Below are 23754 nucleotides of genomic sequence, written 5' to 3' on the forward strand. Positions count from 1 at the left end.
TGAACTATTCCGATATCCTCAAATCTATCCGGAGCAGCGCACGACCAAGTGTCGTGCTCCCGGCAACTCTTCTGGATGGTGCAAGTCGGTATCTTCTACTTCCACGACTTTGGCGCCTCTTGCTGCACATAATTTTGCTGGGGCAGCACTCAATTGCCTGCGGTCAATCTTGTCTGGATAATAAAACACTCCGACTTGCGAACCTAATCCAATAATCGCGGCGAGTGCTTCTTTGTCTAAGCCTGACACCGGCTCGGTTACTGCGGATTGCCCATCGTCAGCTTCGGAGGAGCGCTCGACCGACGTGTCGAGTTCGGAAGCACATCCTTGCAGCAACAGGGTCGCTGCAAGGGGCAGGATGAGCGCGGCCAGCTTCAACCAATCGCCTCCAATACAGCCTCACCCAGCTGCGCCGGGCTTTCGGCCACGACGATACCGGCCGAGCGCATGGCTTCGATCTTGTCCTCGGCACCGCCCTTGCCACCGGCGACAATCGCACCCGCGTGGCCCATGCGGCGGCCCGGAGGGGCTGTGCGGCCTGCGATGAAGCCTGCAACCGGCTTTTTGCGGCCTTTCTTGGCCTCATCGGCCAGGAACTGCGCAGCCTCTTCCTCGGCTGAGCCGCCGATCTCGCCAATCATGATGATCGAAGTGGTCTCGTCATCTGCCAGGAACCATTCCAGCACGTCGATATGCTCAGTCCCTTTGATCGGGTCACCGCCAATGCCCACACAGGTGGACTGGCCCAGTCCTACATCCGTTGTCTGTTTCACGGCTTCATAAGTAAGAGTACCCGAGCGGGAAACGACACCCACGCTCCCGCGTTTGTGAATATGGCCGGGCATGATGCCGATCTTGCAGGCGTCAGGCGTGATGACACCGGGGCAGTTCGGGCCGATCAGGCGCGACTTGCTGCCTTCCAGCGCGCGTTTTACCTTCATCATGTCCAGAACCGGGATACCTTCGGTGATGCAGACAATCACTTCCATCTCGGCATCAATCGCTTCGAGGATCGAGTCCGCCGCGAATGGGGGCGGTACGTAGATCACCGATGCGTTGGCTTCGGTCACGTGCTTGGCCTCGTGGACCGAGTTGAACACGGGCAGGCCCAAATGCTCCATCCCGCCTTTGCCGGGGGTTACGCCGCCAACCATCTTGGTGCCATAGGCAATGGCCTGTTCGCTGTGGAATGTACCTTGCGAGCCGGTAAAGCCCTGACAGATCACTTTGGTGTTTTCGTCGATGAGGACTGCCATTTTGTCCCTTTCTCTAGGCGGTGTTGGATTGATGGGGTTCAGCCGCTGGAAGAACCTGCGGCGCATAGGTAATTTTCTGAAGCGTGGCGCGACCAAAGGCCAGGTTGGCCATCGTGCGCAGGCCGCTGCTGATTTCGGCGACACCGCGCCTGATTTTTTGTCGGACCAGCGGCCAGCCCGTAGGGCGTGCGCGGGGGGCACCCATCTGGATTTCGCCCGGCGCTTCGTTGCCTTGCTCGACCATCGCAGGGACCACCTGATAGACATTGACCCGACGCGCCGCAGCCGAGGCTGACGGGTTGAACAACAGGCCATCCAGCGTGATGTCATAGGGCTTTTGCGCCAGGAAATGTTCTGCCGCATTTCGGGTCAACGCATATGCGGCACCGCCGGGGTGGCGTGAGTGCATCAGGCGCAGTTCCCGACCCAGATGGGATGAGCTTTTGCACTCAAGTGCGAGGTAAAGCTTTGTGCTGCGCCAGCGTTCGAACCGCACGATATCGGCATCCTCTGGCCACCAGGATGCATCGTTCAACCAATCCGCCAGTTCTGGCGACAGGAAAACATCATCCTCAAGTATCAAAGCCTGCTCCGCGCCAGAGGCGACAACGGCCTCCCACGCTTTGGCGTGACTGAGGGTGCAGGCCATGTCCTTGGTATGGAAATAACCCCAAGGTCCCTCAGACCGGCATTCACGCAGGAATTCCTCACGGGTGGCGGCGTCGCAATCAACAGCGTTGATGCGCGTTGCCGACAGGCCTGCCTTTTGCAGCTCCTGCGCCATCAAACGCGCCCGCCCGGTGGCGCGTTCTAGGCCTATGAGGAAGATGGGGATGGTCATGGGGTTACATTTCCAGTCAGATCAGGCAGTCTGTACCAACAGCGATTTGGTCCGCGAGCCGGTAGAGCCCTGACAGATCACTTTGGTATTTTCGTCGATGAGGACTGCCATTTTAGTGGCTCCTTCGCTTGCTATCTTATCTGTTGAAGTTCGATGGACGAGTATTGCTGTCCAGCGGGTTGTTTCGGAGGTTGCCCGGAGACGATGTAGACATTTCGCCCTGCAATGGGTTTGTCGGCTCTCAGCGTAGTTCTCGAAGAGCTTCTGGTCGTCTGATAAGTAGATGAACCATCGATGTGCTTTGCAGCCATCCGCTTTTGTATTTCTTCTACGTCAGTGGAAGTTAGGTTTTTCGACGCTATATAGCAGTAGTCATACTCGACCCTGCCCCTGGTTCCAAAATCAGAAGTTCTGGTTCCGGTGACTGCATAGATCCAATTCGGCTCACTGAAGAACCGAGTTCCTCCCTCGGACGTGTTAGAAATACGTTCAAGGCCTGAGTTCTCCAGCGTTTGAGTTGCTTGAGAAGGATTACCCAAGCTGGCCATGCAGACCGTTTCAAACAGCACACTCGCTTCTTCAATTGCACTGCTTCGTGTTACCGGCGCGTTCGTGCAACCAGCTAAAAGAATTGCGGTTGCCAAGGAGATCTTCTGGAAATTCATTCAATCGGCCTTTGAAAGTGATACTCATCCCGAGGACAGAGGAAGGTTTGCATTTCTGCAAATCTTCCTCCCAATCTGCTCAACCCTTAACCGCCTTCACGATCTTCTCGGCACCGTCTTTCAGGTTGTCCGCCGCGATCACGTCCAGACCCGAATTGTTGATGATCTCTTTGCCTTTCTCGACATTGGTGCCTTCCAGACGCACGACCAGCGGAACTTGCAGCCCGACCTCTTTCACCGCAGCCACCACGCCCTCTGCGATAACATCACAGCGCATGATGCCGCCGAAGATATTGACCAGAATGCCTTTGACCTGCGGGTCCGAGGTGATGATCTTGAACGCTTCGGTCACCTTCTCTTTGGTCGCACCGCCGCCCACGTCGAGGAAGTTGGCAGGCTCGGCCCCATAAAGCTTGATGATGTCCATCGTGGCCATCGCCAGACCGGCACCGTTCACCATGCAGCCGATCTCACCGTCCAGTGCGATGTAGTTCAGGTCGTATTTGCTGGCTTCCAGTTCCTTTGGGTCTTCCTCGGTCGTGTCGCGCAGTTCAGCGATATCCGGGTGGCGGTAGACCGCGTTGCCATCAAAGCCAACTTTGGCATCCAGCACTTTCAGGTCGCCGCTGTCGGATACGATCAGCGGGTTGATCTCGAGCATCTCCATATCCTTCTCGACGAAGGCTTTGTAGAGGATGCCCATAAGCCTGACACATTGCTTGACCTGCGCGCCCTCAAGCCCCAACGAAAACGCGATGCGGCGACCGTGGTAGGGTTGGTAGCCGGTGGCCGGGTCAACCGAGAAGGACAGGATTTTCTCGGGCGTCGCAGCAGCAACTTCTTCGATGTCCATGCCGCCTTCGGTCGAGCAGACAAACGAGATACGGCTGGTCTGACGATCTACCAGCAGGGCCAGGTACAACTCACGCTCGATGCCGGAACCGGCTTCGATATAGATGCGGTTGACCTGCTTGCCTGCCGGACCCGTCTGATGGGTGACCAGAGTGCGACCCAGCATCTTCTTGGCTTCTTCGGCCGCTTCCTCGACCGATTTCGTCAGACGGACACCGCCTTTTTCACCAGCGTCGGCTTCTTTGAAGGATCCTTTGCCACGGCCACCCGCGTGTATCTGCGCCTTGACGACCCAAAGCGGCCCATCCAGCTCACCGGCTGCGGTTTTGGCTTCCTCGGCGCGCAGCACGGCGCGACCATCGGAGACCGGAGCGCCGTAGCTGCGAAGAAGAGCCTTGGCCTGATATTCGTGAATGTTCATCGAAATTGTCCCGTCTGACTGCGTTTAACCGTTATAGGCGTGTCTAGCGGGTAAATTTAAAGGGTTTTTTGATCTGTGACGGGAAATTGCCGAAGATTTTCAACATTTGTGATCACGGGTTTTTAGGGTGTGATCACAAAAGCTCGAGTGTCATCAATTGATTCGATAATCCTGCACAGTTTTTTGAAATCACATTCGAAAAAAGGGATTTGCGACGTTTGCGCCAACATATGCGGCCGGGTTCCGCGGTGGCAAATGAAAACCGGCCCAGAATTGGGCCGGTCTCAAATTCAGATTGTCTGGCGGTTTTACGCCAGTGAACTGTCGATGCCTTTGCATGCCTCGATCAGGCCTTTCACGGCGTTGACCGAATTGTCGAAACCGGCTTGCTCGTCTTCGTTCAGCTTGATGTTTACGATGCGCTCGACGCCACCAGCGCCGATGACTGTCGGCACCCCGACATAAAGGCCGTTAACACCCAACTCACCGCTGCAGTACGCCGCACAAGGCAGAACACGCTTCTGGTCTTTCAGATAGGCTTCGGCCATTTCGATCGCCGAAGTGGCGGGCGCGTAATAAGCCGACCCGGTTTTCAGCAGGCCTACGATTTCCGCGCCACCATCACGGGTGCGCTGTACGATGGCATCCAGCTTTTCTTGCGAGGTCCAGCCCATTTCAACCAGATCAGGCAGCGGGATACCGGCAACGGTCGAATAACGAACCGACGGCACCATGGTGTCGCCATGTCCGCCCAATACGAACGCGGTTACATCGCGCATCGAGACGTTGAACTCTTCCGACAGGAAATGCGCGAAACGTGCTGAATCCAGCACGCCAGCCATGCCGCAGACTTTGTTGTGCGGCAGGCCCGAGAATTCGCGCAGCGCCCAGACCATGGCGTCCAGAGGGTTGGTGATGCAGATCACGAACGCATCGGGCGCATGCGCTGCGATACCTTCGCCGACCGACTTCATGACTTTCAGGTTGATGCCCAGCAGGTCATCGCGGCTCATGCCCGGTTTGCGGGCTACGCCTGCGGTCACGATGCAGACATCCGCGCCAGCGATATCGGCATAGTCGCTGGTACCTTTCATCGAAGCGTCAAAGCCTTCGGACGGGCCGGATTCGGCGATGTCGAGCGCCTTGCCCTGTGGCAATCCGTCAGCAATGTCAAACAGGACAACGTCACCCAGTTCTTTGACAGCTGCAAGATGCGCAAGCGTGCCGCCGATGTTCCCCGCGCCGATCAGCGCAATCTTGGGTCTGGCCATTTGGAATATCTCCGGTCGGTTTTGAAATCGCGGCTGTGCTAGTCGCTAAAACGGCATTAGGCAAGAGTTCTGCGACGTGGCATACAACCGCATACCGTTTGCGAGACCCCATGTGGTTGCGCTAAAGGGCCTTTGAGACAAGCCAAAACCGGGACCGGTGCATGTTTGAATTGAACCTGATGTTTTTTGCAGTGGCGATCCCGGCGGTGATATTTGCGGGTATCTCAAAGGGCGGTTTCGGCTCGGGCGTGGCTTTTGCGTCATCATCGATTCTGGCCTTGATCCTAACACCCGGGCAGGCCCTGGCCCTGATGCTGCCGATTCTGATGGTGATCGATGTGGCCACTTTGGGCCCTTATTGGAAGCGGTGGAGCTGGAGGGATGCGCGCCTGCTGATCCTGGGTGCTGTACCCGGTGTGGCAATGGGGGCATGGCTTTACCGTTCAACGGATGATGACCTGCTGCGCCTGCTGATCGGCGGCATCTCGGTCGGGTTCGTGATCTGGCACATCGCACAGTCAAAAGGCTGGGTGCGCGGATTTGCCAGACGGTTGCCACCCTCCGCTGGCCTGTTTGCAGGGCTGGTCGCGGGCTTCACCAGCTTCGTCAGCCATGCCGGAGGCCCTCCAGCTGCCGTTTACCTGTTGTCCCAACGGCTGACAAAGACCGAGTTTCAAGCCAGTACGGTATTGGTTTTCTGGGTGATTAATATCGCGAAGTTTGTACCCTACGCTTATCTGGGCATGTTCACGTGGCAGACGGCATGGGCCGATATGCTGTTAACACCGTTTGCTGTTCTCGGTGCGTGGCTGGGCGTCCGCGCACATTTCATGTTGTCCGAGCGCCTGTTCTTTGGAATTGCCTATGTGCTGCTGACCCTCACAGGCAGTAAACTGATCTGGGACGCACTTATCTGATTAGGCGTTCGGGGGCAGCGCTTCGGCTACAGCCTCAAAAGCTTGCCCCGAAGCGACAAGGCAGGTGACCCCGTTGGGCAAGGTCACCGTGATGGTCCAGCTGCCGCTTTGAGTTGAGGCGAAAAGTTCCATGACTGCGCCTTGCTGGGCCAGACCAAAGCCCCTGCGCGTTTCGCCATAAGTGTCGGTCAACCTTTTCAGCACATCCTCTCGCGGTGCGCAGTTTTGCCCCTGGGCCTGTACCTGTTGTGCCGCCAGAACCATGATCCCAAGTCCCATCGTCATCTCGAACATTGTCTTTCGCATCCCGAATCCTTTCGGTTCCCTCTGCTGGTCAGGGTGCGGCGTAGGCGCCGAAATTCAGTTAAGGCAAAGCACGTTGCGCCCTGTTTGCTGCGGTGCGGCAATTTTGGGCTTGAACTTTCCGGTAAAAAATGCCCCATTCCGCGCAACTTTATTTCAATGGGAGTGGTCCATGGATCCTCGTCAGCGCCCCTATCGTTCGGTTCTCTATATTCCTGGGTCCCGGGATAGGGCTTTGGAAAAGGCCCGCACTCTGCCGGTAGATGCAATCATCTTCGATCTGGAAGATGCGGTCGCGGCCGACGAAAAGGACAATGCGCGCGAAACGCTCAAGGCGGCTTTGGCTGCCGGAGGGTACGGGTCACGCGTCAAGATTGTCCGGATCAACGGGTTGGACACCGAATGGGGCCGTGCGGATGCCGAGGCTGTGCGCGAAATGGATGCCGACGTAGTCCTGTTGCCTAAGGTGAATTCGGCGGCTGACGTGGATGCGCTGGCTGCGATCACCGGAGATCTGCCGATCTGGGCCATGATGGAAACCCCGCGTGGAATGCTGAACGCGGCAGAAATCGCCGCGCATCCGCTGATGGCCGGATTCGTGATGGGAACAAATGATCTGGCGAAAGAGTTGCAAACCCGCTTCCGCCCAGATCGCCTGCCTATGATGGCCTCGTTAGGGCTGTGCTTGCTGGCCGCCAAGGCCGAAGGGCTGATTATCATCGACGGTGTTTACAACGCCTTCAAGGATGTCGAAGGTCTGGCTTTCGAATGTGCGCAGGGCCGCGATATGGGCTTTGATGGCAAAACGCTGATCCACCCGGCCCAGGTCGAAGTGGCAAATACTGCCTTCGCGCCATCGGATGACGAGATCGACCTGGCTCGCCGCCAGATCTCGGCCTTTGAAGAGACCGAGGCGCTTGGCCAAGGGGTCGCTGTTGTCGATGGCAAGATTGTCGAAAATCTGCACGTTGTAACTGCCCGCGAAATTCTGGCAAAAGCAGAGGCGATATTAGCTTTGCAAGCGGGGTAGGCCAGCATGGGCTTTGTTCTTCTGATCTTGGGTGTGGCGCTGTGGTGGGGGGCGCATCTGTTCAAACGTGTGGCACCTGAACGCCGCGCCGCAATGGGTGACGCGGGTAAAGGCGCTGTTGCCCTGGCTTTGGTCGCGTCGATCCTACTGATGATCTTCGGGTATCGCATGACCGACTTCATCCATGTTTGGGCGCCGCCAACCTTTCTGGTTCACGTCAACAACCTGTTGGTTTTGATCGCGATTTATATGATGAGCCCTGCGGGCACAAAAGGCCGGCTGCTGAACAAGCTGCGCCACCCGATGCTGGGCGGGTTCAAGCTGTGGGCTTTTGCGCACCTGTTGGTGAACGGCGATCTGGCCTCGATCATTCTGTTTGGTGGCCTTCTGGCCTGGGCGGTGGTCGAAGTCATTGTAATCAACAAGTCTGAACCCGAGTGGACCCCGGCAGAGCCTGGCACTTACGGCAAGGATGCGATGTTCTTTGTGGCTTCGATCGTTCTGATGGGAATTATCGGATACATCCACGGGCTGGTTGGCCCATCTCCGTTCGGCTCATAAGGATTTGATTTGATGTCGAAACTTTATCGCTTGCTGACCGAAGAAGACACTTCGGCTTTCTGTCACAAGGTGTCCGACGCCCTGTCAAAGGGATGGGAGCTGTATGGCGACCCGGCTTACGCCTTTGATGCCAAGGGCAACGTAATGCGTTGTGCGCAGGCCGTGACCAAAGAGGCCGAGGCCGACTATTCCCCCGACATGAAACTGGGACAGCAGTAATGGCGAAAACAAATCCGGGCCGATTTTTCGAGGACTATTCTGTAGGGCAGGTGTTGCAGCATGCAGTACCTCGCACCGTGACCGAGGGAGAGCGCGGCTTGTATCACGCGCTTTATCCCGCACGTCATGCGCTTTACTCTTCGGACGAATTTGCCCGGGACTGTGGGTTGCCGGAAAGCCCGATTGATGATCTGGCCGCGTTCCACATTGTGTTCGGCAAAACCGTGCCTGACATTTCCTTGAACGCGGTTGCCAATCTTGGCTATGCCGAAGGCCGTTGGCTGAAGCCCGTTTATGCTGGCGATACGCTGCGATCCGTATCAGAGGTTATCGGCCTGAAGCAGAATTCCAACGGAAAAACCGGTGTTGTCTGGGTTCGTACCCGCGGGTTGAACCAATTGGACGAGGTGGTTCTTGAATATGTGCGCTGGGTCATGGTGCGCAAGGCAAACATGGATGCACCCGCGCCCGAGACGGTTGTTCCTGATTTGAAGGCTGTACTTGATCCGCAGGACCTGACCGTGCCGGAAGGGCTCGATTTTGCAAACTATGATTTTGCCCTCGCGGGCGAGGCGCATCGCTGGGGCGATTATAAGATCGGTGAAACCATCGATCATGTGGATGGTGTCACCGTCGAAGAGGCCGAACATATGCTGGCCACACGTCTGTGGCAGAACACCGCCAAGGTGCATTACGACCTGACGTTCCGTCCGGAAGGCAGGCTCATTTATGGTGGGCATGTAATCTCGATGGCGCGGACATTGTCCTTCAATGGCCTTGCAAATGCGCAGATGATTGTCGGCTTGAATGGTGGTGCCCATGCTAACCCGTGTTTTGCGGGTGATACGATCAAGGCGTGGTCCGAAGTTCTGGACAAAGCGGAAACCGGGGTTGCCGGCATAGGCGCTGTGCGATTGCGTCTGGTCGCGACCAAGGGCGGTGATCCGTTCAAGCTGAAAAACGAAGAAGGGCGTTACCTGCCAGACGTTCTGCTGGATCTCGACTATTGGGCATTGATGCCCAAATAGGTGATCTGACGGATATGTGACGCCACGGCTTGCAAGGCGTGATAGGTTTGCACAATGAACCTGCTACGCGCGATATTGGCCAGCGTCACTCTGGCACCGGCGGCTCAGGCCTGCGATCTGGCCTTGGCTTTAGCCGTGGATGTTTCTGGTTCAGTCGATAGCAGCGAATATCGCATCCAGATGGATGGGTTGGCCGCAGGTTTGCGCGACCCGATCGTGTCCGAGGCGCTGGTGCGGGGGCAGGCGCGGCTGATGCTGGTGCAGTGGACCGGATCATCGCGCCAGCGGATCACTATTCCCTGGACCCGTATCGATAGCTTTGCCACGCTGGATCAGTTTGCAGACCAGGTTGCCGCCGATCCGCGCATCTGGCGGAATTTTTCGACGGCAATCGGTGAGGCGCTTCAAATGACCCTGAGTTCATTCGATTCGGTTTCAGACTGCCGACGGCACCTGATAGACCTGTCAGGGGACGGTGTGTCCAATGAAGGGATTGAGCCGACGCGGGTACATGCGGCCCTGCGCGCCGAGGGGATCGTTGTCAACGCGCTGGCTATTGAGGAAAGCGAACCGGATCTGACGGCGTATTTCTTTGAGAATGTCATCGTGGGCGAAGGTGCCTTTGTCGTTTCCGCCACCGGGTTCGCGGATTACCCGGAACGAATTCGCCGAAAACTGCTGCGCGAAGTGACGCAGCAAACAGCAGACCTGAAATGACGGCTTGAGAGATTCGTGATCACATCTCTTTGGCCTTGAAAACGCTAACATTGACAGCGCGGAATGTGATATGTGATCACGAGATTATTTTGTGTGATCACATATTTGAATTATCCGTGTAATTGAGCGCAATTTGATAGTTTTTGCACTCGCAGCACGTGACAGTGTCGCAAAAACCAGTAAAACGTTCGGTAGCCAACCGAAAAGGAGCCGCCATGGCCGATGTAAATCGGGGCAATCGCCCACTTTCGCCGCATCTGTCGATTTATCGCCCACAGTTGACGTCGATCACGTCCATCCTGACGCGCATCACCGGCAACGCCCTTCTGCTCGCAGCTCTGTTGATCGTCTGGTGGTTTCTGGCCGCAGCAACTTCGCCCGAGGCGTTTGCAGTAGCGAATGGGGTAATAACCTCGATGCTTGGAGACCTTGTGATGGCGCTATCCGTTTGGGGGCTTTGGTATCACACGTTGGCCGGTGTGCGGCACCTGATCTGGGACAACGCGGTTGGTCTGGACCTTCCGACGGCGACCAAGCTGGGTTGGGCTGTTGTTATTGGATCGGTCGTCTTGACCCTTCTGACCCTTGTCCTCGTCGCGTGATTGGAGGCCTGACATGCGTTATCTGACCGACCGCAAACGCGCCGCTGGACTTGGCTCGGCGAAATCCGGCACTGCCCATTTCTGGGCGATGAAAGTCAGCTCGGTTGCTTTGCTGATCCTTGTGCCGTTGTTTGTATTTACATTTGGTCCGATCCTGGGCCAGCCATTCGAGGTCGTTCTTGACTACTACTCGCGACCTTTCCCTGCCATCGTGGCAGCACTGACGCTGGCGGTTGGCTTCAAACACTTCGCGGACGGTGCGCAGGTGATGCTTGAAGACTATGTTCACGGCACGCTTGAAAAGGTCCTGATCATTCTGTTGACTTGCCTGTCCTACGGCGCAGCAGCGGCTGGTATCTTCGCCATCGCGCGCATTGCCCTTTAATTCCCGGAGCTGAAAGAAATGGCTGCATACGAATACGAAACGCATGAATATGACGTGGTCGTTGTCGGCGCCGGTGGGGCCGGTCTGCGGGCGACGCTGGGTATGGCGGAACAGGGTCTGCGCACGGCCTGTGTGACCAAGGTTTTCCCAACCCGTTCGCACACCGTAGCGGCTCAGGGCGGAATCGCCGCGTCGCTGTCAAACATGGGCCCCGACCATTGGCAGTGGCATATGTACGACACAGTGAAAGGCTCGGATTGGCTGGGCGACACCGATGCGATGGAATACCTCGCGCGGGAAGCGCCCAAGGCTGTTTACGAATTGGAACACTATGGCGTTCCGTTCAGCCGAACCGAAGAGGGTAAGATCTATCAACGCCCGTTTGGTGGTCACACTACTGAATTCGGCGAAGGCCCGGCGGTACAGCGCACCTGTGCCGCTGCGGACAGGACCGGCCACGCGATCCTTCATACGCTCTATGGCCAGTCGCTGAAGAACAATGCTGAGTTTTATATCGAGTACTTCGCTATCGACCTGATCATGTCCGATGACGGTCAGTGTCAGGGTGTTGTCTGCTGGAAGCTGGACGATGGCACGATGCATGTCTTCAATGCCAAGATGGTTGTGCTGGCGACCGGCGGGTATGGCCGCGCCTATTTCAGCGCGACCTCGGCCCATACCTGCACCGGTGACGGTGGCGGTATGGTGGCCCGCGCGGGCTTGGCGCTGCAGGATATGGAATTCGTCCAGTTCCACCCGACCGGCATCTACGGTTCGGGCTGCCTGATCACCGAAGGTGCGCGTGGTGAGGGTGGTTACCTGACCAACTCGGAAGGTGAACGGTTCATGGAGCGGTATGCGCCCCAGTACAAGGACCTTGCACCGCGCGATTACGTCTCGCGTTCGATGACCTTGGAAATCCGCGAAGGTCGTGGTGTCGGTGCGGAAGGGGATCATATTCACCTGAACCTCAGCCACCTGCCAGCCGAGGCTTTGGCAGAACGTCTTCCCGGCATTTCGGAAAGCGCCAAAATCTTTGCCGGCGTGGATGTCACCAAAGAACCGATCCCGGTTCTGCCAACCGTGCACTACAACATGGGCGGCATCCCCACAAACTATTGGGGTGAAGTTCTGAACCCAACAGCCGAGAACCCGACAGCTGTGGTGCCGGGCCTGATGGCAGTGGGCGAGGCCGGTTGCGCCTCGGTCCACGGCGCGAACCGCTTGGGCTCGAACTCGCTGATTGACCTTGTGGTCTTTGGCCGCGCTGCGGCGATCCGGGCAGGCAAAGTCGTGGATGCAGAAGCTGCGAACCCGGTTCTGAACCAGGCATCGGTCGACAAGGCCTTTGACCGGTTCGACGCGGTGCGTAATGCCAGTGGTTCCATCCCGACCGCCGAGTTGCGGCTTGAGATGCAGAAAACCATGCAAGCGGATGCTGCCGTGTTCCGTACCGCCAAGACCATGGCCGAAGGCGTCGAGAAGATGACGGCAATCGCTGCCAAGATGGACGATCTGAAAGTCACCGACCGGTCGCTGGTTTGGAACAGTGACCTGATGGAAACGCTGGAATTGACCAACCTGATGCCCAACGCGCTGGCCACGATCGTCGGCGCAGAGGCGCGCAAGGAATCCCGTGGTGCCCACGCGCACGAAGATTACTCTGCGCGTGATGATGAAAATTGGCGTGTTCATACGGTTAGCCGGGTCGAAGGCAACCAGGTCGAGCTTAGCTATCGTCCCGTGATCGTCGATCCGCTGACGACCGAAGACGAAGGTGGCATCAGCCTGAAGAAAATCGCGCCCAAGGCACGTACGTTCTAAAAGGCTCGGACAGCAGGCAATGGTGAGCAAGCGCCAAATACCCACGAAGACCGCAACGGCCATTGGCCAAGGGTCGGTCCGTGTCCGGTGTTTGTCATGACGGTCGAGGTCCTGCAATCCGGTTCAGGCGATCCCAAGATCATCCTGATCGGGCTGAACCGCTGTGCGACGACCTCGTTTCACAGGCTGTTTCAGAAAAGCGGGATACCGTCGGTTCATTGGGAAGATGACCAGGGCCGAAACCTTGCGCACCGCATGTTGACCAACATAGCCATGGGGCGACGACCATTGGACGGGTTCGGAGCGGTGCGGGCCTTCACTGACATCGCTTTTGTCAGTTCGCGCTTCATGTTGGACGGGGCGCGTTTCTTTCGTGAATTGCATGCAGCTTACCCGAATGCCTATTTCTTGCTGAACACGAGGGACAGGGATGACTGGATAGCTTCGCGCGCCAACCATTCCGGTGGCGGGTATCTGGATCGGTGCTGCAAAGCCAATGGGCAGAGTGCGGATGAAGTGAAACACGGCTGGGCGCATATGTATGATGTGCACCATGCCGAGGTAGAAACCTATTTCGACGGCAACCCGCGCTTCCTGCGCTTTGATATCGACTGTGATGATCCGCAGCGTGTTGCGGACTGGCTCGCGCCGGATTTTGACGTGAACATCGCCCATTGGGGGCATTATAACCGAGGGGCGTCCCAGCGCGCCCGGACAGGCTGAAAGGCGGCCTTGTGCTGAATGGAGAATTGACATGGTTCAACTGACCCTGCCCAAAAATTCCCGGATTACGACCGGCAAGACCTGGCCCAAGCCGGATGGCGCGACCAATGTGCGCAAGTTCCAGATCTATCGCTGGAACCCGGATGATGGTCAGAACCCCCGTGTCGATACCTACTTTGTCGATATGGACACGTGCGGGCCGATGGTTTTGGACGCGCTGATCAAGATCAAGAACGAAATCGACCCGACCCTGACATTTCGCCGATCATGCCGTGAAGGCATCTGCGGCTCGTGCGCGATGAATATCGACGGGATCAACACACTGGCCTGTATCTATGGCATGGATGAGATCAAGGGCGACGTGAAAATCTATCCGCTGCCGCATATGCCTGTGGTCAAAGATCTGATCCCTGATCTGACCCATTTTTACGCCCAGCATGCGTCGATCATGCCGTGGCTGGAAACCAAGACCAACCGCCCTGCAAAGGAATGGAAGCAGTCGATCGAAGACCGGAAAAAGCTGGACGGTCTCTATGAGTGTGTGATGTGCGCCAGCTGCTCGACCTCGTGCCCGAGCTATTGGTGGAACGGCGATCGGTATCTTGGCCCCGCTGCTCTGCTGCACGCATACCGCTGGATCATCGACAGCCGGGATGAGGCCACGGGTGAGCGCCTGGACGAGTTGGAAGATCCGTTCAAGCTCTATCGCTGCCACACCATCATGAATTGCGCCAAGACCTGCCCCAAAGGTCTGAACCCGGCCAAGGCGATTGCCGAGATTAAAAAGATGATGGTCGAACGCGCGGTATAATCACCTGTACCGAATTGCGGCAAACGCATGTCGATCTTGCAAAATAAGGCGATGTAGCCCCGGCTGCATTGCCTTATTTTTCGCTCAGGGAGGAGTGATGAGTTCGAGTCAGGAACACTCCAATGAATGCAAACACATCCAAACAAAAAATCGACGCTAAAGAGGCGCTGAAACTGCTGGAGCAGGCATGGGCCTACTACACGCCGGAACCGGTTAAAGCCGACAAAGAGCCCGAGCTGTTCGAATACGCAAACGCGGCCTGATCCAATACGACAGCCCTTGAAAAACTTCGGTCAATCGGCAAAGCAGAGGAATGCCTGTTCTTCTGCTTTTGTTGGCCGCCGGAGTGTTCGCCTATTTTTTCTGGCGCTCGCGCCATTCCACGCTGACACGGGATTGTCGTTGGCGACAGGACAGACGCCATGGCATCTGGCGGTGTAGCTTTTGTGGAGCGGCAGTCGCTGCGCCGGACCAACCTATGCGCTGTCTTAAGGCAAGTGATGGTGGAGAATAGGGCTTTTCGCGAGCCAGAGAATCCGCCACTCTGCACGCCATGACCGGTTCTGAGAATACTGCCCGCCCCCCAGAAGATGCCGAAGCCCGTCGTTCGGTCGCCCCTGTCATCTGTTATCCGAACGATGCCTTGCCGCGACCAGATTTGCCCTGGATCAGATCTGTACGCCAACGGGCAGTCAAAACCGGCGAAGTCCTGGTTCCTCCGCGTGAGGCGCGCTGTTTCGATGTACCTGCCGGGCATTTCTTTCGCATCACATCGGTTCAAGGCCCGCAGGTTGGCGATTTGAACCTGTGGAACCGCAATGATTTGTCCGAGCGCTTTTATTCCGGAAAAACGCGGGCTCTGCATGGTACGCACCTGACCACCGGAGAGCGGATGTGGTCCAGTTTCCCACATCTGCGCCCGATGGCCACGATCATAGCGGATACACTGGAATGGTACGGGATCGATACCCATGGGGGGTCGGTTCATGACGTGATTGGCACGCGTTGTGATCCATATACGGGCAATTTGCTGTCCGGCACGCAGTATCATCATTGTTGCCATTCCAACCTGACCCGCGCGTTGGCGGATCATCTGAATATCCCGATGGATGAGGCCGAACCCGCGGTGCACGACGTTCTGAACGTCTTCATGTGTACTGGTTTCACTCGGGATACTGGTCAGTATTTCATGAAGGCATCGCCCGTTCGCCCCGGCGACTATCTGGAATTCTTTGCCGAGATCGATCTGCTTGGTAATCTCAGCGCCTGTCCGGGTGGGGATTGCTCGTCCGAGCATTCCTCGGACACCGCCGCGTGTTATCCCTTGTTGGTCGAAACATTTGCCGCGACGGTCACAGACCTGGATGGTTGGGAAAGCCCGGCGCGCAATGGCTATGATCGCACGCACGGGCGTTAGGATCGGCGGGCACCCACCTTACTGTTAATTGCCCGGGAATGCGGCCTGTAGCGCGATTTCCACCATGTCTCCAAAGCTGCTTTCACGTTCCGAGGATGGCAGAGCTTCTCCCGTCAGAAGGTGATCGGAAACGGTGAGAACTGCCAGAGCACGACATTTGTGGCGCGCTGCCAGGATATAGAGCTCGGCCGCCTCCATTTCGACGCCGAGAATCCCGTGACGCACCATCTGTTCGTTCAGGTCCGGGCGCTCATCATAGAAAACGTCCGAAGAATAAATCCCACCGACATGGGTAGGGGTTCCTTTGGCAGCCGCCACCTTCGCGGCCGCCTGCAACAAACTCCAATTGGCGCAGGGCGCAAAATTCAGTTCTTTCATGATACCGCGTGACGGCGTACTCAGCGTCGTCGAGGTCATTGCCAGAATGACGTCTCGAATTTTGACACTGTCCTGCATTCCGCCACACGACCCAATTCGGATCAGGGTTTTTGCACCGTAATCGCAAATTAACTCGTTTACGTAAATGGAGAGCGAGGGCATTCCCATGCCGCTACCCTGTATCGTTACAGGATTTCCCTTCCAATTTCCGGTAAACCCAAGCATCCCCCGGACGTTATTGACCTGTTTCACATCGTCCAAAAACGTCTCGGCTGCCCATTTCGCCCGATAAGGATCTCCGGGTAATAGGACAGTGTCTGCAATTTCGCCTTTTTCAGCGCCGATATGAATTGTCATTGTTTTGATCCGCCCTGATCAGATTTCAAGATCGGAGATGTCGGCACCCGACTGCAACGCGTCATGCACCCATTTCGGTTTGCGGCCACGACCTGTCCAGGTTTGTTCCGGGTTGCCAGGATTGCGGTATTTTTCTTTTGCTTTCCTTTGCTTGGATGCGCGGGGTGCATCGCCTGAAAGTTCGGACAGCGAATACCCAAATTCTGCGGCAGCTTTTTCTGCGGCTTTCAAAGCCTCACGGCGCTCGCGTTTTTCCGCTCCTACCAAGGCTTTTTCGACATCGTCGCGCAATGCCAAAAGGTCTTTGCGCGACATCTGTTCAAGATTGAACCCCATCATTCATCTCCAATGGATATATTTTACGGTGCACTTGAGCGCGCACCGTAATTCTAGCGAATGGTTTATTCCATCCCAAATATCCAAAGGGAAGAAACGGGGAATTAAGGTTCTAAAACCTCAGTTACTCGGCTGCGAGGTTTTTGGGGTCAACCAGCGTTACAATATCGCTCATGATCGCATTAAGTTCAAAGTTTTTGGGGGTGTAAACCTTGGCTACACCCATGGCTTTCAATTTTGCGGCATCTTCATCCGGAATAATTCCGCCGACAACCACGGGAATGTGAGACAGGCCAGCCTTTTGCAGCCGATCCATTACATCTTCGACCAAAGGCAGATGGCTACCGGACAGGATCGACAACCCGATGACATGTGCGTCATCATCGCGGGCTGAGGTGACAATTTCTTCCGGGGTCAGCCGGATACCTTCATAGCTGATATCCATGCCGCAGTCGCGGGCACGGAACGCGATTTGTTCGGCGCCGTTGGAATGGCCGTCCAACCCCGGTTTTCCAACCAGGAATTTCAGGCGCCGCCCCAGTTTGTCGCTGACGGCATCAACCGCCGCGCGCAGATCATCCAACCCTTCGGTCTTATTCGAGACCGAACCGGAAACGCCGGTCGGGCCACGATAAGTGCCGAAAACCTTGCGCATCTCTTCGGCCCACTCCCCGGTTGTCACACCCGCCTTGGCAGCGGCAATGGACGGCTCCATGACGTTCGCTCCTGTCTGAGCCGCCTGGCGCAACGCAGCCAAGGTCGCTGCAACAGCCGCTTCGTCGCGCTCAGCCCGCCACGCGTTCAGGCGGTCGATCTGTTCCTGTTCTACCGCAGGATCAACGACCATGATGCCGCCATCTTCGGTCTGAAGGGGCGAAGCCTCGCCTTCCATCCATTTGTTCACGCCAACGACGACGGTTTCGTTGCGTTCGATCCGGTTCAGACGTTCAGCGTTGGAATCCACAAGGCGGGATTTCATATACTCGATTGATGCAACCGCACCGCCCATCGCATCCAGATTCGCCAGCTCTGCCCGCGCGCCTGCTTTCAATTCTTCGACCTTGCCATCAACAGCAGGGTTGCCATCGAACAGGTCATCGAATTCCAACAGGTCAGTTTCATAGGCCAGAATCTGCTGCATCCGCATGGACCATTGCTGGTCCCAGGGGCGTGGCAGGCCAAGCGCCTCGTTCCAGGCAGGCAACTGCACCGCACGGGCGCGTGCATTCTTCGACAGGGTTACGGCCAGCATCTCGATTAGGATGCGGTAGACATTGTTCTCAGGTTGTTGCTCGGTCAGCCCCAGAGAGTTCACCTGCACACCATAGCGGAAGCGGCGGAACTTTGGGTTCTCGACACCATATCGCTGTTGCAGAATTTCGTCCCAAAGATCGACAAATGCGCGCATTTTGCACATTTCAGTGACAAAGCGGATGCCAGCATTCACAAAAAACGAAATCCGGCCGCAAAGCGCGGGGAAATCCTCGGCAGGTACTCGTGGGCGCAATTCGTCCAGCACGGCAATGGCTGTTGCCAGCGCATAAGCAAGTTCTTGTTCCGGTGTCGCGCCAGCCTCTTGCAAATGATAGGAACACACATTCATCGGGTTCCACTTGGGAACATTGGAATAGCAATACTCGGCCACGTCCGCGATCATCTTCAGCGACGGTTTTGGCGGACAGACATAAGTGCCCCGGCTCAGATACTCCTTGATCAGGTCGTTCTGGACTGTGCCCTGCAACTTGGAAACGTCAGCGCCTTGTTCCTCGGCTGCGGCGATGTAAAGGGCAAGCAACCAAGGGGCGGTCGCATTGATCGTCATTGACGTGTTCATCTGTTCCAGCGGAATCTGATCGAACAAAACCCGCATATCGCCCAGATGGCAGACGGGCACCCCGACCTTGCCAACTTCACCACGTGCCAACGTGTGGTCACTGTCATATCCGGTCTGGGTGGGCAGATCGAAGGCTACCGAAAGACCGGTTTGCCCTTTGGCGAGGTTGCCACGATATAGCGCGTTCGAGGCCTTGGCGGTAGAATGACCGGCATAGGTCCGGATGAGCCAGGGGCGATCTTTCTGCATCTGCGTCATGAAGGGGCCTCGCGTTTCGGTGGGCAATAAAATTACGTCTATGGGTTCTAAAGCGCAATTTTCGGGACAAGTCAATTCGCTGCGTTGCGGCATCCTGCAATTGTTCAGATTGTGAGCAGCTGCGATTGGTGGCAAGGTGCGGCTATGACGCAAACCGTGGAACTTCCGCTTTGGCTTTTTGTGCTGATCGTGGTCTTTGCCATGGTTACTTTTGCTTCACATTTCCTGTTCCCGTCAGTCCGATGGTTCTTCCGCCGCCGGTTGGAACGTGCCGTGGCGCGTTTGAACCAGCGCCTGCAACGTCCGATCCAACCGTTCAAGCTGGCCCGTCGGCACGACATGATTCAACGGCTGATTTATGATCCGCAGGTTGGTAAGGCGGTCCAGCATCACGCCCTTGAAACCGGAATACCCGAAGCTGTCGCATCCGAACAAGCACGCCGCTATGCCCGCGAGATAGTGCCGTCCTTTTCCGCCTTCGCCTATTTCAGTTTTGCGATCCGTTTGGCCCGGCTGCTAAGCAACACGTTCTACGAGGTGCGGCTTAGCTACGAAGACGAAGACTCGGTCAGGACCATCGACCCTGATGCAACCGTTGTTTTTGTGATGAACCACAGAAGCAACATGGACTATGTGTTGGTTACATATCTGGCGGCCCCGCATTCTGCTTTATCCTACGCGGTAGGAGAATGGGCTCGGGTTTGGCCGCTCAGCCGGTTGATCCGGGCAATGGGGGCCTACTTTATCCGGCGCAAGTCAGGCAGCGAGCTCTACCGGCAGGTTTTGTCCACTTATGTGCGCCATGCGACCGAAGCCGGTGTAACGCAAGCCATGTTTCCAGAAGGTGGTTTAAGCCTGACAGGAGCGCTCGCCCGCCCAAAGCTTGGATTGCTCAAGTACATAATGGATGGGACGACGTCGCAGGGGCGTGATGTTGTATTCGTTCCCGTCGCTTTGAATTATGATCGCGTGCTTGAAGACACCATTCTGACCCGCGCGGCGTTGGGAACAGAACGCCGTTTCCGGGCGCGGATCGGGGTCATCACGCGTTGGATTCTCAAACAGATCTGGCGGCGAGTGATCGGGCGCTACAAGCGGTTTGGGCTGGCATCGGTCCGGTACGGGCTGCCGATTTCTCTGAAAGAGTTCCGGGCCGAGGGTAGTGACGACATGATGACCGATTTGGCGCGTACATTGATGCAGCGTATTCAGAACGCGATCCCGTTGGTCCCGGCCCCTGCGGCCTGTTTGCTGATACGTGACAATGGGCCGATGGAGGAACAGGAACTGCGGTCCTCTATTCAGGCGATGATGGAACGCGACGGTAAGCAGACCCAAGACAATGCGCCGGCCATATCAAGCGCTTTGGACCAGTTGATTGAACGACGGATTCTCAAGCGGCAGGGAGATATTCTTTCTGCATCTGGGCAACGCGGTGATCTGCTGGAGTATTATGCAGCATCTGTACCGGGTTCCGCGCGCCCCTCAAATTCTGCGTCTGCAAAATAATTTCTGCAACTGCTGGGTCATAAAATTACAATTTCTCATCGAAACAGGTTGCAATATTTCGCAGCGGCCAATATTTCATCTGATAAAGCACGCGATTCTGCGTCGCGGCAAAAGTATTGAAAAGGAGGCCAGCATGGCTTTGGACACCGAAACCGGTATCGCGTCGTATGAGGCACCCGAAAAAGACCTCTATGAAATGGGTGAGATCCCTCCGATGGGATATGTCCCGAAACAAATGTACGCCTGGGCCATCCGAAAGGAACGCCATGGCGAGCCAAACACTGCGATGCAGCAGGAAGTGGTCGATGTACCCACGCTGGACAGCAATGAGGTGCTTGTTCTGGTGATGGCTGCAGGCGTTAATTACAACGGTGTCTGGGCTGCACTGGGCCAGCCGATCAGCCCCTTTGATGGCCATAAGGCACCGTACCATGTCGCGGGTTCTGATGCATCGGGTATCGTCTGGGCCGTTGGTGACAAGGTCAAGCGGTGGAAGGTTGGCGACGAAGTTGTCATCCACTGCAACCAGGACGATGGCGACGACGAAGAATGCAACGGCGGCGACCCAATGTATTCGACCAGCCAGCGGATCTGGGGCTATGAAACACCTGACGGCTCATTCAGCCAGTTCACACGCGTGCAGGCTCAGCAGTTGATGCCGCGCCCCAAGCACCTGACTTGGGAAGAAGCGGCCTGCTACACGCTGACACTCGCGACAGCTTATCGTATGCTGTTTGGTCACGAACCGCATGACCTGAAACCGGGTCAGAACGTTCTGGTCTGGGGTGCCTCGGGCGGTCTGGGATCTTATGCTATCCAGTTGATCAACACAGCCGGGGCAAACGCGATCGGGGTGATCTCGGACGAAAGCAAGCGTGATTTCGTCATGGGTCTGGGCGCAAAGGGGGTTCTGAACCGCCGCGACTTTAATTGCTGGGGTCAACTGCCCACGGTCAATACGCCCGAATACGCCGAGTGGTTCAAAGAGGCCCGCAAATTCGGCAAGGCAATCTGGGACATCACCGGCAAGGGCAACAACGTCGACATGGTGTTCGAGCATCCGGGCGAGAGCACCTTCCCGGTCTCGACTTTCGTGGTGAAAAAAGGCGGCATGGTTGTGATTTGTGCGGGGACGTCCGGGTTCAACTGCACATTCGATGTGCGTTATATGTGGATGCACCAGAAACGCCTGCAGGGTTCGCATTTTGCCCATCTGAAACAGGCGGCGGCGGCGAACAAGCTGATGGTCGAGCGCCGCCTGGATCCCTGTATGTCCGAGGTGTTTGCCTGGAACGACCTACCGGAAGCACATATGAAAATGCTGCGGAATGAACACAAGCCGGGCAACATGTCTGTGCTTGTTCAGGCACCGCGTACCGGGCTGCGCACTCTCGAAGAAGTTTTGGACGCAGGCTGATAAAGTTTAGGACGTTAGACAAAAACCACCCGCGAATCGCACTGCCGGTTCGCGGGTGGTTTGCTGTTTGCAGACCTTTTTCATGGTTTCAAATGCTTGCGAATCTTACTCCCGCTATTTTTGGGGAGTAGAAACCGGTGAATAGGTCGAAAAAGATCATACATGTTATGGTTGTGTTAACGCTTCGTTAACTGTTTCAGAGAGACCCTGATGGCGCAAAATGAGTGGATATTGGACGTACTATCGGACCTCAATGCGTTCGCCGTTGCGAATGGGTTGAGCGCGCTTGCAGAACAGCTTGATGATACAAGACTGATTGCCGCGGCCGAGATTGCGTCCCTGAAGAACGAGGCACGGGCGCCCGCGGATGGGAACGAAAACCGATTTGGGTCAAATCCTACAGGATTTGGAAAACACCAGCACGCTTGAAGAGCTCAGCATCGTTGCCGAGTGTCTGCGAGACACTTTGAAGGTCGCACATCTGACATATCATTGGGTTGACGGCGCGGGGGACCAATACGGCTATACGACCTACTCAGACGCCTGGGACGAACGGTACAGGGAAAAAAACTATCATCGTATCGACCCTGTAATTCTGGGGTGTTTCCAGCGATTTCACCCAGTTGACTGGAAGTCTCTGGACTGGTCCAGCAAGGTGGCCAAATCATTCCTTCAGGATGCCCACGACCATGGGGTCGGCAATCAGGGATACTCGATCCCGATCCGAGGGCCAAACGGTCAGTTCGCTCTTTTTACCGTTAACCACAGCTGCGACGATCAAACCTGGCAGACCTTCATCTCGACCTACGGGCGTGAGTTGATTCTTGTTGCGCACTACATCAACCGCAAAGCGCTGGAGTTTGAAAAGGACAGGCAACCGGATGCCACGCGCGGCCTGTCGCCCCGTGAAATCGATGCCATTACCCTTTTGGCACTGGGTTACAGCCGTGCTCAGGTGGCGCATTCCCTGTCGATTTCCGAACACACGCTACGCGTTTACATTGAAAGCGCCCGGTCGAAACTCGGAGCCCTTAACACGACCCACGCAATCGCAACGGCACTCAGCCGGGGATTAATAGTCGTTTAAGGCCAGAGCGTCCTCAAAACGCAATATTAACCACGACTCTGTACCCCCTTCGTTCCTGCACAGGACGACAAGGGGAAAAGTCATGTTGCGTTATCTATATGCCGATGAGTTACACAGATTTCCGACTCTGGCTGAGGGGATGTTCAAGGATCGCGCAGATCAGTTCAAAACCCGGTTGGGGTGGGATGTCCATGTCAACAAAAAAGGAGAAGAGCGGGATGAGTACGACGACCTCAACCCGCTTTATGTCATCTGGGAAGAACCGGATGGCAGCCATGGCGGGTCGATGCGGGTATTGCCGACAACAGGCCGGGTAATGATCAATGAGGTGTTTGGGCATCTCAACGGCGGCAAGCCGATTTGCAACCCGCTGATCTGGGAGGTGACCCGGTTCTGCCTGTCCCGCACAGCCAGCCCGCACACTGCCGGGGCCATCATGCTAAGCGGGGGCGAGATGATGGAAGGCTTTGGCCTGACGCATATTGCCGGTGTTTTTGATGCCCGTATGATCCGGATCTATCGTCTGATCGGGTCGTCCCCCAAGGTTCTTGGAACCCAAGGCAAAGGGCGTGACCAGATCTCGGTTGGGTTGTGGCCCTATTCAGCGGATGATTGCAACCGCGTGGCTGAACGGGCAGGCATCCCGCGTGAGCTTTCGCGCATGTGGTTCAAGGCGGCTTTCGGGCGATCCAAACTGCACCGATTTGCCTTGTCTGCCTAAGGACCGGAAAACGC

General features: G+C 56.4%; 27 protein-coding genes. 17 read left to right on the forward strand and 10 right to left on the reverse strand.

Annotation, left to right across the window (positions count from 1 at the left end):
* Positions 1 to 24: 24 nt before the first annotated feature.
* The 6 genes from AC2FPW_RS08250 to mdh form a co-directional block, all read right to left on the reverse strand.
* Positions 25 to 378: a hypothetical protein gene (locus AC2FPW_RS08250; protein ID WP_496813185.1), complete on the reverse strand. Its 354-nt coding sequence runs from the start codon at positions 376 to 378 to the stop codon at positions 25 to 27.
* Positions 375 to 1256, reverse strand: a complete 882-nt coding sequence (gene sucD, locus AC2FPW_RS08255; RefSeq protein ID WP_209506539.1) for a succinate--CoA ligase subunit alpha — start codon at positions 1254 to 1256, stop codon at positions 375 to 377. The genes AC2FPW_RS08250 and sucD overlap by 4 nt, the downstream gene beginning before the upstream one ends.
* Before the next feature lie 13 nt (positions 1257 to 1269).
* Positions 1270 to 2097 carry a glycosyltransferase family 25 protein gene (locus tag AC2FPW_RS08260; protein WP_496813186.1) on the reverse strand — a complete coding sequence of 276 codons (828 nt, stop codon included), beginning with the start codon at positions 2095 to 2097 and terminating at the stop codon, positions 1270 to 1272.
* A 131-nt stretch (positions 2098 to 2228) separates the two neighbouring features.
* The gene (locus AC2FPW_RS08265; protein ID WP_480506734.1) at positions 2229 to 2762 is read right to left on the reverse strand and encodes a hypothetical protein; all 534 of its coding nucleotides are present in this window, start codon (positions 2760 to 2762) and stop codon (positions 2229 to 2231) included.
* A gap of 79 nt (positions 2763 to 2841) precedes the next feature.
* A complete protein-coding gene (gene sucC, locus AC2FPW_RS08270) occupies positions 2842 to 4035 on the reverse strand; it encodes an ADP-forming succinate--CoA ligase subunit beta (RefSeq protein ID WP_267363198.1) in 1194 nt (397 codons plus the stop codon).
* Between the two features lie 308 nt (positions 4036 to 4343).
* Positions 4344 to 5306 (reverse strand): malate dehydrogenase, encoded by a 963-nt coding sequence (gene mdh, locus AC2FPW_RS08275; protein WP_267363196.1) that lies wholly within the window; start codon positions 5304 to 5306, stop codon positions 4344 to 4346.
* A 161-nt stretch (positions 5307 to 5467) separates the two neighbouring features.
* Here mdh and AC2FPW_RS08280 point away from each other — a divergent pair, with 161 nt between their 5' ends.
* On the forward strand, positions 5468 to 6223 hold the full coding sequence (locus AC2FPW_RS08280) for a sulfite exporter TauE/SafE family protein (protein ID WP_496813188.1): 756 nt from the start codon (positions 5468 to 5470) through the stop codon (positions 6221 to 6223).
* On the opposite strand, the gene AC2FPW_RS08285 is transcribed toward AC2FPW_RS08280, so the two are convergent.
* A complete protein-coding gene (locus tag AC2FPW_RS08285; protein ID WP_496813190.1) occupies positions 6224 to 6529 on the reverse strand; it encodes a hypothetical protein in 306 nt (101 codons plus the stop codon).
* A 169-nt stretch (positions 6530 to 6698) separates the two neighbouring features.
* Between AC2FPW_RS08285 and AC2FPW_RS08290 the strand changes: the two genes are divergently transcribed.
* From AC2FPW_RS08290 to AC2FPW_RS08345, 12 genes are all read left to right on the forward strand, one after another.
* Positions 6699 to 7556 (forward strand): HpcH/HpaI aldolase/citrate lyase family protein, encoded by an 858-nt coding sequence (locus AC2FPW_RS08290; protein ID WP_496813191.1) that lies wholly within the window; start codon positions 6699 to 6701, stop codon positions 7554 to 7556.
* A gap of 6 nt (positions 7557 to 7562) precedes the next feature.
* Positions 7563 to 8117 (forward strand): NnrU family protein, encoded by a 555-nt coding sequence (locus AC2FPW_RS08295; RefSeq protein ID WP_209506524.1) that lies wholly within the window; start codon positions 7563 to 7565, stop codon positions 8115 to 8117.
* A gap of 12 nt (positions 8118 to 8129) precedes the next feature.
* Complete coding sequence (locus AC2FPW_RS08300; protein ID WP_496813192.1) at positions 8130 to 8336, forward strand: DUF1737 domain-containing protein; 207 nt, start codon at positions 8130 to 8132, stop codon at positions 8334 to 8336.
* The gene (locus tag AC2FPW_RS08305; protein ID WP_480483154.1) at positions 8336 to 9364 is read left to right on the forward strand and encodes a MaoC family dehydratase; all 1029 of its coding nucleotides are present in this window, start codon (positions 8336 to 8338) and stop codon (positions 9362 to 9364) included. The genes AC2FPW_RS08300 and AC2FPW_RS08305 overlap by 1 nt, the downstream gene beginning before the upstream one ends.
* Before the next feature lie 54 nt (positions 9365 to 9418).
* Positions 9419 to 10081 (forward strand): DUF1194 domain-containing protein, encoded by a 663-nt coding sequence (locus AC2FPW_RS08310; protein ID WP_480585574.1) that lies wholly within the window; start codon positions 9419 to 9421, stop codon positions 10079 to 10081.
* A 215-nt stretch (positions 10082 to 10296) separates the two neighbouring features.
* On the forward strand, positions 10297 to 10683 hold the full coding sequence (sdhC, locus tag AC2FPW_RS08315) for a succinate dehydrogenase, cytochrome b556 subunit (protein ID WP_267363810.1): 387 nt from the start codon (positions 10297 to 10299) through the stop codon (positions 10681 to 10683).
* A 13-nt stretch (positions 10684 to 10696) separates the two neighbouring features.
* Complete coding sequence (sdhD, locus tag AC2FPW_RS08320) at positions 10697 to 11068, forward strand: succinate dehydrogenase, hydrophobic membrane anchor protein (protein ID WP_267363812.1); 372 nt, start codon at positions 10697 to 10699, stop codon at positions 11066 to 11068.
* An 18-nt stretch (positions 11069 to 11086) separates the two neighbouring features.
* Complete coding sequence (sdhA, locus tag AC2FPW_RS08325; RefSeq protein WP_496813194.1) at positions 11087 to 12892, forward strand: succinate dehydrogenase flavoprotein subunit; 1806 nt, start codon at positions 11087 to 11089, stop codon at positions 12890 to 12892.
* A gap of 96 nt (positions 12893 to 12988) precedes the next feature.
* Entirely contained in the window at positions 12989 to 13615 is a 627-nt protein-coding gene (locus AC2FPW_RS08330) for a sulfotransferase (RefSeq protein WP_496813195.1), read from the forward strand.
* A gap of 31 nt (positions 13616 to 13646) precedes the next feature.
* Positions 13647 to 14426: a succinate dehydrogenase iron-sulfur subunit gene (locus tag AC2FPW_RS08335; RefSeq protein WP_152456842.1), complete on the forward strand. Its 780-nt coding sequence runs from the start codon at positions 13647 to 13649 to the stop codon at positions 14424 to 14426.
* Between the two features lie 122 nt (positions 14427 to 14548).
* Positions 14549 to 14689 carry a hypothetical protein gene (locus AC2FPW_RS08340; RefSeq protein ID WP_267363816.1) on the forward strand — a complete coding sequence of 47 codons (141 nt, stop codon included), beginning with the start codon at positions 14549 to 14551 and terminating at the stop codon, positions 14687 to 14689.
* Between the two features lie 290 nt (positions 14690 to 14979).
* Positions 14980 to 15843 (forward strand): urea carboxylase-associated family protein, encoded by an 864-nt coding sequence (locus AC2FPW_RS08345; RefSeq protein ID WP_480585582.1) that lies wholly within the window; start codon positions 14980 to 14982, stop codon positions 15841 to 15843.
* Between the two features lie 24 nt (positions 15844 to 15867).
* On the opposite strand, the gene deoD is transcribed toward AC2FPW_RS08345, so the two are convergent.
* The 3 genes from deoD to AC2FPW_RS08360 form a co-directional block, all read right to left on the reverse strand.
* Positions 15868 to 16578, reverse strand: a complete 711-nt coding sequence (gene deoD, locus AC2FPW_RS08350; protein WP_496813197.1) for a purine-nucleoside phosphorylase — start codon at positions 16576 to 16578, stop codon at positions 15868 to 15870.
* 18 nt (positions 16579 to 16596) lie between these two features.
* A complete protein-coding gene (locus AC2FPW_RS08355; protein ID WP_496813199.1) occupies positions 16597 to 16914 on the reverse strand; it encodes an H-NS histone family protein in 318 nt (105 codons plus the stop codon).
* Between the two features lie 124 nt (positions 16915 to 17038).
* Complete coding sequence (locus tag AC2FPW_RS08360) at positions 17039 to 19099, reverse strand: methylmalonyl-CoA mutase family protein (protein ID WP_496813201.1); 2061 nt, start codon at positions 19097 to 19099, stop codon at positions 17039 to 17041.
* A gap of 51 nt (positions 19100 to 19150) precedes the next feature.
* Here AC2FPW_RS08360 and AC2FPW_RS08365 point away from each other — a divergent pair, with 51 nt between their 5' ends.
* From AC2FPW_RS08365 to AC2FPW_RS08380, 4 genes are all read left to right on the forward strand, one after another.
* Complete coding sequence (locus tag AC2FPW_RS08365; protein ID WP_496813203.1) at positions 19151 to 20515, forward strand: 1-acyl-sn-glycerol-3-phosphate acyltransferase; 1365 nt, start codon at positions 19151 to 19153, stop codon at positions 20513 to 20515.
* Between the two features lie 133 nt (positions 20516 to 20648).
* A complete protein-coding gene (gene ccrA / locus AC2FPW_RS08370; RefSeq protein WP_480475116.1) occupies positions 20649 to 21932 on the forward strand; it encodes a crotonyl-CoA carboxylase/reductase in 1284 nt (427 codons plus the stop codon).
* A 367-nt stretch (positions 21933 to 22299) separates the two neighbouring features.
* Positions 22300 to 23019 carry a helix-turn-helix transcriptional regulator gene (locus tag AC2FPW_RS08375; RefSeq protein ID WP_209506490.1) on the forward strand — a complete coding sequence of 240 codons (720 nt, stop codon included), beginning with the start codon at positions 22300 to 22302 and terminating at the stop codon, positions 23017 to 23019.
* An 82-nt stretch (positions 23020 to 23101) separates the two neighbouring features.
* A complete protein-coding gene (locus AC2FPW_RS08380) occupies positions 23102 to 23740 on the forward strand; it encodes an acyl-homoserine-lactone synthase (protein WP_496813205.1) in 639 nt (212 codons plus the stop codon).
* The last annotated feature ends 14 nt before the right edge of the window (positions 23741 to 23754 follow it).

The sequence above is a fragment of the Ruegeria sp. SATB027 genome, from assembly GCF_059613825.1.